Origin of the sequence: Flavihumibacter solisilvae (assembly GCF_000814475.1) — a bacterium.
GTDB classification, from domain to species: Bacteria; Bacteroidota; Bacteroidia; order Chitinophagales; family Chitinophagaceae; genus Flavihumibacter; species Flavihumibacter solisilvae.
The window spans coordinates 70,957-83,993 of sequence record NZ_JSVC01000006.1 but is presented as its reverse complement, the minus strand read 5'-3'; the positions used below and the strand labels follow the sequence as shown (position 1 = coordinate 83,993).

At 49.6% G+C, this 13,037-nt stretch carries 9 protein-coding genes; 8 read left to right on the top strand and 1 reads right to left on the bottom strand.

All coding sequences use genetic code 11. The annotated features are described in order from the left end of the window. Window positions 1-11 precede the first annotated feature (11 nt). The 8 genes from OI18_RS06020 to OI18_RS05985 all read left to right on the top strand — a co-directional run bounded on the left by OI18_RS06020 (window position 12) and on the right by OI18_RS05985 (window position 11,908). The gene (locus tag OI18_RS06020; protein ID WP_052272922.1) at window positions 12-1,187 is read left to right on the top strand and encodes an RtcB family protein; all 1,176 of its coding nucleotides are present in this window, start codon (window positions 12-14) and stop codon (window positions 1,185-1,187) included. Between the two features lie 264 nt (window positions 1,188-1,451). After that, window positions 1,452-2,030 carry a helix-turn-helix domain-containing protein gene (locus OI18_RS06015; RefSeq protein ID WP_039138039.1) on the top strand — a complete coding sequence of 193 codons (579 nt, stop codon included), beginning with the start codon at window positions 1,452-1,454 and terminating at the stop codon, window positions 2,028-2,030. Window positions 2,031-2,218: 188 nt separating this feature from the next. Next, window positions 2,219-5,377: a SusC/RagA family TonB-linked outer membrane protein gene (locus tag OI18_RS06010; RefSeq protein ID WP_052272921.1), complete on the top strand. Its 3,159-nt coding sequence runs from the start codon at window positions 2,219-2,221 to the stop codon at window positions 5,375-5,377. Between the two features lie 18 nt (window positions 5,378-5,395). Beyond that, the gene (locus OI18_RS06005; RefSeq protein WP_082037868.1) at window positions 5,396-6,904 is read left to right on the top strand and encodes a SusD/RagB family nutrient-binding outer membrane lipoprotein; all 1,509 of its coding nucleotides are present in this window, start codon (window positions 5,396-5,398) and stop codon (window positions 6,902-6,904) included. A gap of 23 nt (window positions 6,905-6,927) precedes the next feature. Next, window positions 6,928-8,175, top strand: coding sequence for a phosphonoacetate hydrolase (gene phnA / locus OI18_RS06000; RefSeq protein ID WP_052272920.1), 1,248 nt, complete (start codon window positions 6,928-6,930; stop codon window positions 8,173-8,175). Window positions 8,176-8,184: 9 nt separating this feature from the next. Then, entirely contained in the window at window positions 8,185-9,636 is a 1,452-nt protein-coding gene (gene phnY, locus OI18_RS05995) for a phosphonoacetaldehyde dehydrogenase (RefSeq protein WP_039138036.1), read from the top strand. A 29-nt stretch (window positions 9,637-9,665) separates the two neighbouring features. Further along, entirely contained in the window at window positions 9,666-10,748 is a 1,083-nt protein-coding gene (locus OI18_RS05990; RefSeq protein WP_039138158.1) for a sulfatase-like hydrolase/transferase, read from the top strand. Then, complete coding sequence (locus OI18_RS05985; protein WP_039138035.1) at window positions 10,748-11,908, top strand: TIGR03364 family FAD-dependent oxidoreductase; 1,161 nt, start codon at window positions 10,748-10,750, stop codon at window positions 11,906-11,908. The genes OI18_RS05990 and OI18_RS05985 overlap by 1 nt, the downstream gene beginning before the upstream one ends. Window positions 11,909-11,911: 3 nt before the next feature. On the opposite strand, the gene OI18_RS05980 is transcribed toward OI18_RS05985, so the two are convergent. Then, the gene (locus OI18_RS05980; protein WP_039138033.1) at window positions 11,912-13,030 is read right to left on the bottom strand and encodes a 2-aminoethylphosphonate--pyruvate transaminase; all 1,119 of its coding nucleotides are present in this window, start codon (window positions 13,028-13,030) and stop codon (window positions 11,912-11,914) included. Window positions 13,031-13,037 lie beyond the last annotated feature (7 nt).

Here is a 13,037-nt window from a genome sequence, read left to right as displayed (position 1 = left end):
AAAATCTAAAAATGGAAAAATCAAAAACACAGAGAGGGATCCGCTTCAGCGTGTTCGGGCAGGATGAGATCGAAGAAACTGCCATGCACCAGATGCACCAGGCTGCCAAACTGCCGGTGACCATCGCAGGCGCTCTTATGCCCGACGCACACAGCGGTTATGGCCTGCCGATAGGTGGTGTACTGGCTACCGGAAATGCAGTTATACCTTATGGCGTAGGCGTGGATATAGGCTGCAGGATGTGCCTCAGTGTATTCAATATAGAGACCTCCGACCTGCAGAAAAAGACGACATATTTTGCCTCGGTTTTAGAAGAGTCAACGTTGTTTGGAAGCAGCGGACAGTTCGTGCGATCTGCAGATCATGAAGTGATGGAGCAGGAACTGTTTTTCCGGCTGCCGATTCTGCGCAGACTCCATGGTCGCGCCTGGAAACAACTTGGCACTTCCGGCTCCGGCAATCATTTTGCGGAGTTTGGAGAAGTTGCTATCAGGGAGCAGGATGTGGTGCTGGGATTGCCGACAGGCAAATACCTGGGATTGCTGACACATAGCGGGTCGCGTTCACTCGGTTCCCATATCGCCAATCATTACACGAAACTGGCCATCAGCAAACGCAGGTTGCCCGGCGAAGTGAAGAGCCTTGCATGGCTGTCGCTCGATGAGGAAGAAGGTATGGAATACTGGTTGGCAATGAATCTTGCCGGGGATTATGCAGCAGCGTGTCACGAGGTAATCCACGATAAGATCTCCCGTGAGTTAGGTCAGCGGCCTTTGAAACGCGTGCAGAACCACCACAATTTTGCCTGGAAAGAAACCTGGGAAGGGCAGGAGGTGATCGTTCACCGGAAAGGCGCAACGCCTGCCGGTAAGGATGTATTGGGAATCATTCCCGGTTCCATGACGGCCGATGGCTTTATCGTTAAAGGGAAAGGCGAACCAGCTTCGATCAGTTCCGCTTCGCATGGAGCGGGACGTAAAATGAGTCGTACGGCTGCATTGCAATCAATCAGCGAACAAGCCTTTCGCGATGAATTGGAAAAGTTCGGTATAACATTACTAGGTGGTGGACTGGATGAATCTCCTTTTGCGTATAAGGATATAGACAAAGTGATGCAATCGCAGGAGTCGCTCGTTGATGTGGTCGGCCGGTTTACACCTAAGATCGTCAGGATGGACGGCATCTAAATTCTTTGCAACGTTCGTTAAGTTAATCGCGCTAAAAACTTAACGAACGGTGCAAATCCTGAAAATGTCAACCACGGCGCCTGCTTACTAACTACCCACACTTTGCATGGGTAATTTAAGGGGTTGCAAACCTGAACACCTCTGCCTATTTTTTGAAAGCCTAAACAAATACGTCGGCCGGCCCAACTTCGTACTCCGCTTTTCAGAACAATTAATTTACTTTGACCCATTCATTAATTCCCGACAACAAAAACCGGCGGCCACATGCAGGAGGATATGCTCATCCAGATCAGCTATAAGATCAAGGAAATACGGAAGCAGAAGAACATTACGGTACAGGAACTCGCAGACAGGGCAAATGTGAGCAAGGGCCTGATCTCGCAGATCGAGAACAATCGTACCGTCCCCTCCCTGCCTGTATTGATGAACATTGTTCTTTCGCTGAACCTCGACCTCAATGAGTTCTTTAAGGACATAACCCCCAACAGGAAATCCGAGCAGAAGATCATCATCAAGACGCCAAAGGACTACCAGACTTTCGAAAAGGAAGCGAAAGGTTTCCAGTATCACCGGGCCTTCACCCGCAATGTGCAGGGTGGCCCGGTTGACTTCGTCATCCTTGAATTGAAAAAGGGGGCCAAAAGGAATAAAATGATCACCTCTGAATCATTCGAATACAACTACATGATCAGGGGGAAAGTGGAATATACCATTGAGGATGAAAAGATCCTCTTCAATGAAGGGGAATCACTCTTCTTCGACAGCCGGCTTCCCCATAAACTCGCCAATGCCGGCAATACCGATGCCATGATGTTGGTGGTGTACTTCTTTATCGCCCGGTAAGATCCTTTCATGATGCATTAGTGTTTAGCATTACTATTTTTTGCAACCGATTGCACCGTAATCCGCAACCGATTGCGTAAAAAAAGTTTAGTATAAGTGAACATTTGTGAACTGTTCACATGTATATTTATACTAAACAAACCGATAGTATTACTATTCGTCAACCACGCTAAAAAACTCTACTGCTCATGAAACGAATTCACCAACTTTCACGATCCGCCCTGCTTGCGGCATTGTCGCTGGTACTGTCCCTGGCTGCGCTTGCACAGTCAACGGTAAATGGCACCGTTACGGATGCCAGCAACAAACCTCTTTCTGGTGTAACGGTGATGGTAAAGGGAACGAAGAACGGCACCAGCACCGATCTCAACGGCCGCTTTACCATAAATGCAAAGCCCGGCTCAACCCTTGTCTTCAGTTATGTCGGATTTACGATACAGGAAACCACTATTACGGACCAGTCCATGGTCGGCATCCAGCTTCAGCCCGGCAGGGATGCATTTGATGAAGTAGTGGTTACAGCGCTTGGAATCAAAAAAGAAAAGAAACGGATCGGCTACTCGGTGCAGGAAGTGAAAGGAGAGGAACTGGTGAAAGCCCGGGAGCCCAATGTCATTAACTCGCTGACCGGTAAGGTTGCAGGTCTCCGTATTGCGGCTTCCTCGAATCTATTCGGGGACCCCGGGATTTCCCTTCGGGGCAGGGGAACCATTATTGTGGTTGACGGGGTGCGCATCAGCTCCGATTCCTGGAACCTCAGCGCAGACGACATTGAGAGTTTTTCGGTATTGAAAGGTCCAACCGCTGCCGCCTTATACGGATCGGACGGGATCAATGGCGCCATCCAGATCACTACCAAACGCGGATCGAAGAATAAGCGCGGCTACAGCATGGAGTTCAATTCAAGCACACAATTGCAGACGGGCTTCAATGCGGAACCTGGATTGCAGGCTGAATATGGTCCTGGTTCCAACTTCCAGTATGAGTTCGTTGACGGGAAAGGCAGTGGTACCAATGATGCCGATTATGATGTGTGGGGCCCAAGGTTCGAAGGTCAGCTTATTAACCAGTGGAACAGCAAGGTTGATCCCGCTACCGGCGAACTGGTTCCCCTTCCCTGGATCGCCAGTGGAAAGAATAACCTGCACAACTTCCTGCAGAATGGATTATTGTCGTCCAACAATATTGCCATTGCTGCAAATAACGACAGGGGAGATATCCGCTTTTCCATGACCCAGTTATACCAGCGGGGACAGGTACCCAATACCAAGTTGAATTCCACCAATATGAATTTTTCAGGTGGACTGAACATCACGAGGAAACTTCGCCTCGAAGCCAATATCAACTACAATAAACAATACACGCCGAATTACCCCGTGCTGGCCTACCAGCCGAGTAGTCCTGTTTATGCTATGATGATCTGGGGTGCTGCCAACTACGACGTGCGTGAGCTGAAAGATTACTGGCAGCCCGGTAAAGAAGGCACCCAGCAGAAGAACGTGGAATACTACCAGTATTCAAATCCATACTTCATCGCCTATGAACAACTGCGGAGTTACTACAAGGATGACATCTACGGTTATGCGAAACTGAAATACAATATCACGGATGAACTCGACATCCACCTCCGCACCAACGTGAGTACAAACTATCTTAACCGGCAGAATCGTTACCCTATTTCAACTTCACAGTATAACGGTGATGGGAATTATTTCCAGAAAGGTGGTTACAACGAATATTTCGATCATTTCTGGGAGAACAATACGGACGTATTGGCAACTTATACCAAAAACTTTAGCCGCGACTTTTCTTTCAAAGGTTCTGCAGGCGCAAACCTGTTGACGAGGAAAACCAATTACCTGTACAGTCACACCAACAACGGCCTGCTTGTACCGCAGTTATGGAACGTGCAGAACAGTATTGATCCGCCTTCGACCGAAACCTTCAAATCGGCCTACCAGCGTCAAAGCTTGTATGCATACACCGATTTCGACTACAAGAAAATGATCTTCCTGAGCCTGACCGGCCGGGTTGACCAGGCCTCTACATTACCGGAACAAAACAACGATTTCTTCTATCCATCAGTTTCACTGAGTGCCCTGCTGTCGGAAATGGTGAAGTTGCCGTCATTCATTTCCTTTGCCAAACTGAGGGCATCATATGCCAAGGTAGGTGGTGATGGATTGCCACCTTCTCCGGGCTATAGTTCCTATTACTCACTTGCTCCAACTTATGCAACCGGAACCAGGTGGAGTGGTAACCCGTCGCTCTATTACAGCGGTACCCTGTACGACCCGAATATTTCGCCGGAGTTCACCAAAACGCTTGAGTTCGGTGCCGACCTCCGTTTCCTGAACAACAGGTTGGGAATTGACCTGGCTTATTTCCGCAATATTGAAGGACCGGGAATCTTTTACCTGCCACTATCGTCGAGCAGTGGTGCAACTTCCCTGCAGCGGAATGGACTGACCTATAAGCGGACCGGGGTGGAACTGGTACTGACAGCATCGCCTGTACGCAAAAAGAATTTTGGCTGGGACATTGTCGCCAACTGGTCAACCCAGAACCGTTACCTCGAAGATGTGTATGATACCTTATCATCTTACAACCGGGTGAAGATTGGGGAGCGGGTAGACAAACTCTTTCTGCGTGATTTCCAGAAATCACCGGATGGCCAGGTCGTGTATAATGCAGGAAATGGCCGGCCATTGCTAAACAGTTATTCTACTTTCCAGGGTTATACCAACGAGAAATGGATAGCCAGTCTTCAGAACACATTCCGGTATAAGAACTTCAGTCTGGGCTTTCTCTTCGATGGCCGTTATGGTGGAAAGCTGGTGAACTACCTCAGCCAGAAACAGTGGCAGGCCGGAGCGCACCCGCTTTCAGCGAATGAATACCGCCGGGCTGACTGGGATAACCGCAGCACACCAGGTTATAACGGTACTTATGTCGGCAATGGTGTAAACGTAACCAGTGGTTCACTGGTAGTGGATGGTGACGGGAACGTTGTATCCGACAATCGCAAGTTCCAGGAAAACACCGCACACATCAAGTGGGAGTCATTTGCAAAAGGCTACTGGGGAAGTGATATTGCCAACGTTGTAGACAAGAGTTATATCAAGTTACGCGAGCTGATCATTTCTTACAACATGCCTAGCAAGCTATTGGGGAAACAGAAATTCCTGAACGCAGCATCAGTATCGCTTGTTGGCCGGAATCTCTGGTACCAGGCGAGTGATCCGCGCGCACGAAATATGGATCTTGACCAATGGACTGGTGGTGGTACCGACCTGGAAACACCGTCGATCAAAAGCTTCGGCGTGAACCTCAACCTTACATTCTAACAAAGAAAACTGCACAAAATGAACCGCTATACTAATTGGATAATGGCAGCAGTGCTGATCATGTTCATGATTACAGGCTGCAGGAAAATCGAGGACCTGCAACGAAATCCCAACGCGTCAGACCAGGCATCGCCGAAACTGTTGCTTACCGGTATCGAATACGATATGTACGACAACCCCTGGTCCGATTACGCTTATGCGCACCGCATGGCGCAGTACATGGTATTGAACTTCGATTACTATGGCAACCAGGCCTATACCTGGGGCGCGGGTTCCATGTATTACGGCACGCTTCGCAATGTGGAGCGGCTCGATATTGAGGCTGATAAACTCGGTACGAATACAGTAACGCGGAGTTACAAGGCGATCGGGAATTTTGCCCGCGCCTGGTTGTATAGCCGCATGACTGAGCAGATGGGAGATCTGCCGCTGACTGAAGCGATGAAGGCACCGGAGGGGGTTTATTTCCCGAAATATGATGATCAGAAATCGGTATTCCTGCAATGCCTGCAGTGGCTGGAAGATGCCAATACAGAATTGGAAAGTGTCATCAATGAAAATCCGGCTACCACAGTGCAGGGCGACATCTTCTACAATGGTGATGTACGGAAATGGCGTAAGGCAGTTAACTCCTTGTCATTACGCATCCTCATAAGCCTGAGTAAAAAAGAAGGCGATGCGGACCTGGGCCTGAAAGCACGGTTTAATTCGATTGCCAGTAACCCGGATAAATACCCGCTGATCACCGACAACAGCGACAACATGCAGATGGTGTACAACACGACGGATAAAACTAACAACAATCCCATCTGGCCCGACGATTCCAAATTTTATGTGAACAGGAATGTGCTGGGAGCAACCTGGGTAGACCTGATGACGCTCAACCAGGATCCGCGGATCTTTAAAATTGCCAGTCCTGCCCCCGGCATTGCCGAGGACCCGGCAAATGCGTTCGCGCGATTCAGAGGTGCGAATACCGGCGCGATCCAGAGCGAGATCCAGACCCAGACCAACCTCGGCCTATATGCAACCATAAACCGCGATTTCTGGCTGAAGGATGCCAATGGTGTACCTGCCATTCAATTGGGTGCCAGCGAGACTGCGTTCAATTTAGCGGAAGGTATCAACCGTGGTTGGACTGCCGGCGATGCTTCAACGCATTATACGAACGGAATTAACCAGAACATGAAATTCTATGGCGTAGCACAACAGGCAATCACTGATTTCCTTGCCCAGCCGGGGATTGTATATAAAGGCGATAATGCAGACGGGCTTAACCAGTTGCTGACCCAGAAATATGTGGCCTTTTTCCAGAACTCCGGTTGGCAGTCCTATTTCAACTGGCGCCGTACAGGAGTACCGGGATTTGATATCGGGCCTGCCAATGAGAACGGTGCTACAATCCCTGTACGTTTTTCTTACCCGCAATCTGAGTATACCAACAATAATGCAAACGTGAAAGATGCGGTACAGCGCCAGTTTGCAGGATCGGATACGCGGAATGATGAAATGTGGATGATCAGATAAATTTGAATACAATACACTAATTGATGAGTACTATTTCAACAGTGAAATTTGAGGCGAACGGGAAGACGTATTCGCCGGCTGCCAGTCCCATAGTGGTAATCTGCATGGACGGTTCGGCCGACGAATACCTCGATACAACCATGTTGTTCGACAGGATGCCAAACCTGAAGCAGATGGTCAGGAATGGCTTTAGGGGAATGGTGCGCGGGGCACTCCCGAGTTTTACCAATGTGAACAATGCTTCGATCGTGACCGGTGTTTCGCCGGCGGTACATGGCATCAGCGGGAATTTCTTTTACGATACGTTGAACAGGGAGGAAGTGATGATGAATTCGGCATCCTACCTGCGGGCTGAGACCCTGCTTGCTGCAGCGGCCAATGCCGGCAGGAAAGTGGCGGTAGTAACAGCAAAGGAGAAACTCAGGGATATCCTGTCACACAACATGAAGGGGATTGCGATCTCTGCGGAAAAAGCAAACCAGGCACGACAGGATACACATGGGATTGAAAATGTGGAAGCAATTGTTGGTTTTCCCACGCCCGCGATCTACAGCGCTGATGCCAGCCTCTTCGTGTTGCGGGCAGGAGTGGCATTTGTTGAGCAGGGGCTGGCTGATTTGCTATACCTGTCGCTCACCGACTATATGCAGCACACGTATTCACCCGAAAAGGAAGAGTCGCTTGCCTTCTATGAAGCGATGGACCGGGAGATTGGGAGGCTGCTTGAACTGGGGGCCGTGGTAGGCGCAACTGCAGACCATGGCATGAATGCCAAAGTGAAAGCGGATGGCAGTCCGAATGTATTGTTCGTGGAAGACATACTCGAATCGCATTTCGGCACCAATGGATTCCGCGTGATCTGTCCCATTACCGATCCCTATGTGAAACACCATGGTGCGCTTGGCTCATACGTGGTAGTGCATCTCAGCGATCCTTCGCGGACAGATGAAATTAAGAACTGGCTGGCCGTTCAGCCGGGCATAACCGAAGTGTATGACAAGGCAACGGCCGTGCGGGTGCTTGAACAACCGGCGGACCGTATAGGCGACCTGGTTGTGTTGTCGGGTCGTGATGTGGTGGTAGGGCGAAGACCGGAGTATCATGATCTTTCTGCACTCGATGGATCCCTGCGTTCGCATGGTGGTCGTTACGAAGAAATGGTGCCGATGTTGATCTCGCATCCACTGAACGCGCAGTATAAAATGAAAGCCGCAGGCGACCCGAGGAATTTTGACATTTTCGATTTCACGGTGAATGGAACGAATCCTTAAAAAGTTACCATGGAAAAAGTTGCAATAACAGAAATAGGGACCAGTGTAATGAACCTCAACTGTTACGTTGGCGGAAATCCTGTGAGCTCAGATAAGCTGCTGAAAGTTCGCTCGCCTTACGACAACCGGCTCGTGGGAACCGTTCAGCTGTGCGAAGCGGTTCATGCCAGTGAGGCAATTGACATTGCGTTGAAAGGCGGGGTTAAATTAACGCGTTACGAACGTTACAGCATCCTCGAAAAAGCGCGGCAATTGCTGGTGGAACGAAAAGAAGAATTCGCCCGGGTGATCAGTGCCGAAAGCGGGCTGGCAATCCGCGAAGCATACTACGAAACAGGACGTGCGCACGACGTACTGATGTTCGCTGCGATTGAAAGCCTGAAAGACGATGGGCAAGTGTTTTCCTGTGATATTTCGCCGTCAGGAAAGGCGCGTAAGATCTTTACCACGCGCGAACCGCTTTCACTGGCAGTATGTATCACGCCATTCAATCATCCGCTCAACCAGGTGGTGCACAAGATAGCGCCTGCCATCGCAGTGGGTACACCGGTTATCCTGAAGCCGTCTGAAAAGACACCACTGACTGCCATAAAACTCGCAGAATTATTATATGAGGCGGGCCTGCCGCCTTATATGTTAAGCGTGTTGCTGGGTGCTACGAAAGAGATCGCGGAACCATTGGTAAAGGATGTGCGGGTGGATATCGTTTCCTTCACGGGCAGTGTGGCAGTAGGCAAACAGATCGCTGCTATTGCCGGGTATAAAAAAGTGATCCTGGAACTGGGAGGCAATGATCCATTGATCATTATGGAAGATGCGGACCTCGATAAGGCAGCATTCCTTGCTGCAGAAGGGTCATTCCGGAACAGCGGCCAGCGATGCACCGCGGTAAAGCGTATACTCGTGCACGAACGCATACACGATGCCTTTGTTGAAAAGCTGGTGGAGACCGCAAAGAAATATCCCTGCGGTGACCCGGCCGACCCGGATACAAAGGTTGGAACCGTGATAGATGAACCGGCTGCCATTTACCTTGAATCTGTTGTGCAGAAAGCAGTGGAGCAGGGTGCAGAGATATTGCTTGGCGGGCAACGCATGGGCGCACTGCTTCAGCCCACTGTAATTGTAAATGTGCCCCGTCATTCACAAATGGTGGTGCAGGAATCATTCGGTCCACTTGCCCCGGTGATGAAGTTCCGGGACATAGATGATGCAATAATATTGAGTAATTCCACGGCATACGGACTCTCTGCCGGTATTGTCACGAACAATATGGATTACGCGCTTCGCTTTATCAAAGATTTAAAAGTTGGCACCGTGAACATCAACGAAGTGCCGGGGTACCGCATTGAAAGCTCACCATTCGGTGGCATCAAGGATTCAGGGTTGGGCATTAAGGAAGGGGTAATTGAAGCGATGAAGTGTTTTACGTATGTGAAAACATTTTCCCTGCCATGGTAACATTAAGCAATAACCGAAAACAACAATTAATGAAAACAAGGTTGATTTATCTATGTATCCTGATTTTCCTTGCCGGCGACCTGTTTGCACAGGGAAAAACGAAAAATGTTATTTTGATTTCACTGGACGGTTACCGCTGGCGCGAACTTTTCCAGGGAGCGGATTCGACCATCCTGTTCAATAAAAAATATACAAAAGATTCGGCGTGGACCGTGAAGAAATACTGGGCTGAAACCGCGAAGCAGCGCAGGCAGAAGCTGATGCCATTTGTGTGGAGCACAATTGCGACAAAGGGACAGCTATACGGTAACCGTGAGTTGGGTAATAAAGTGAATGTAAAAAACACTTACTGGTTCTCGTATCCCGGTCGCAGTGAGACCTGGACCGGTTATTTCGACCCGGCAATGAATTCGAACGATAAGATCGACAATCCCAATGAGAACGTGATGGAGTTCATCAACAGGCAGAAGGGGTTTGAAGGGAAGACTGCAGCATTTGCTTCCTGGGATGTTGTTGCCTGGATCATGAACCGCAACCGGAATGGAATAACGGTGAACATCTGGGGCGAGGATATGAAAGGTCCCGGTTTAACTGAAAGCCAGCAGGAAGCGAATGCTTTCCAGCATATGGTGCCGGATGTTTTTGGTGAGGGGGAAAGGCTTGATGTAAGTACTTATGCCATGTCAAAGGCTTACATATTCTCAAAGTACCCGCGCTTATTTTATATGGATCTTGGAGACCTTGACGGCTATGCGCATTCGGGGAAGTACAACCAGTACCTGGACGCAGCACATAAAACAGACAAAATGATCCATGACTTGTGGACTGCCCTGCAGCGGGATAAATTTTACCGGAACCAGACCACGTTGATCATTTGCACCGACCATGGAAGGGGAGAAGGAAACCTCTGGACCGATCATGGTACCAGTGCACCGCATTCCGATGAAACATACCTGATGGTGATTGGCCCGGATACAAAACCACTGGGTGAAGTAACAACAGCCGGCCAGATCTACCAGGAGCAGTTTGCCCAGACTATTTCCCGCCTGCTTGGTTTTGCCTTTAGTGCAAAACATCCTGTGGGCGAACCGGTAAAAACAGTATTGCCATAATGAATCGTCAATTTGACCTTATTGTAGTGGGAGCTGGTGTGCTGGGCACTTTACATGCCTGGCATGCTGCTGCCATAGGGAAGAAGGTTTTGCTGCTGGAAAAAGACCATCGTCCTGTGAATGCGAGCGTCCGCAACTTCGGGATGGCGATCGTGTCGGGCATGGCAGGCCGTTGGTTCGAATATGGCCGGTATTCCACTGCGCTGTACAAGGAGATTCAACAGGAATATGATATTTCTGTGCGGAACAACGGAAGCCTGTACATCGCTTCCGACGATGACGAGCAGCAGTTACTGCATGAATTAAAAGAGCACTACGATCAGATCGGTTATGTAGCCCAGCTGCTGAGTCGCCAACAGGTACAGGAAAAGGTTCCTGCGATCCGGTCGTCCTATTGCCGGGAGGGATTGTTCTTTCCGCAGGAAATAAGCCTGGAACCTGATCAGTTCATTCATCGCTTACACCAGTATACCGTGTTGAAGTATGCCCATGTTACTTACCGGCCTGCCACGCCAGCAATTGATTGCGTTGTGGAAGGCGATGGCGTATCAGTAACTGTAGCAGGCGGGGAAAAGTTCCGGGCAGAAAAAGCGGTAATTGCGAGCGGGCACGAATTCAGGATCTTATTTCCATCGTTGTTTGCGCAGGAGGACCTGTCGCTGGTAAAGTTGCAGATGTTGAGATCGTTGCCATTTCCCGACCTGCTAATGGAAGGGAATATAGCAACCGGGCTAAGCATCCGCAGGTATGAATCATTTGCGGAGTGCCCGTCATACAGTTCAATCACTACGCCGGACCACCTCCGGGAACTGGCGAAGTGGGGCATCCATATCCTGTTCAAGAAAGCGACAGATGGAACGGTGATAGTAGGTGATTCACATGAATACGCGCGTATCGGAGAGGAAGAAAACCTGGGATACTGCATCAACCAGCAGATCAATGAACTGATCCGCAGGGAAGCAACACGCATAGCCGACATTGACCTTGGCCAGGTAAAGGAATCCTGGGCGGGGTTTTACGCGGTGCACAATAAAAAGGAAGTCCTGGAACACGATATTGAGGACAGGATCTTTATCCGGGTGGCGATTGGTGGAAAGGGAATGACCTGTGCAGCAGGATATGCGCAGGCAAACATCGAAAAGATCTTTACCTGCGCATGATGATCAGGCTTCAGCCACCGGAGCTTGTTCTTCCTGCATAACTTCGGCAACAGCTTCGATCAGTGCTTTCACGTCCTGCGGGAAGATCTGGCCGATATTGCCAATACGAAAGGCATCGGTTTTTCCCAGCTTGCCCGGGTAGATCACGAATCCACGTTCATTGAGTTTTTTGTAGAAGCGGTCGAAACTGAAATGGGGTGTGTCTGGATACAGGAATGAAGTGATGATATGGCCCTGGATTCCAGGTTCGAGGTATTGCCTGAACCCCAGCCTTGCCATGCCAGAGTCGAGGAGCAATTTGTTCGTCCGGTATCTTTCTTCCCTCGCTCTAATTCCACCTTCGGTTGCGAGTTCCCTTAATGCCTGGCGGAATGCCATAATGCTGAGTGTTGGTGGCGTAAAACGGAACTGGCCACTCGCTTCCAGTGCAGCCCACTGATCGTAGAGATCCAGGCTCAGGCTTCTTGCCTGTCCCTTTGCCTTCTCAAGTTCCATTCTCCTGCATAAGGCAAATGCGAACCCGGGAATACCTTCAATGCACTTGTTTGAAGAGGATACCAGGAAATCTATTTGCATCGCCTGCATATCCATTTCCACGCCGCCGAAGCTGCTCATGGCATCGACAATAAATACTTTCGCTTGGGATTTGCACACCCTTCCGATCTCAGCGACCGGGTTAAAGAGCCCGGTAGTTGTTTCACTGTGAATGCAGGCGACGTGGGTGATTCCAGGATGCTGCTGAAGAAGCTGTTCAGTCATTTCCGGCGTTATTATCTCGTTTTCAGGCACGCGTGCGACAACTGTCCGGATCTTATGGATGTCTGCCATCTTCACAATCCGTTCCCCATACGCACCATTAACAAGGATGAGTAAGCTATCGTTATTCCCGATGATGCTGCTGATCACACTTTCAACCCCGAAAGTGCCAGATCCCTGCATGATCACGCATTCATACCCGGACTCTTTAGATACATGTGCCAGCTGCAGTAATTCATTGCGGATCTCTTTCACTGCATTCATAAAAGTATAGTCACGCGAGCCCATGTCCTTCAGCATTGCTTCCTTAACTGTTTTCGAAGTAGTGAGTGGCCCGGGAGTGAATAATAATTCTTTCCGCTCCATAAGTATG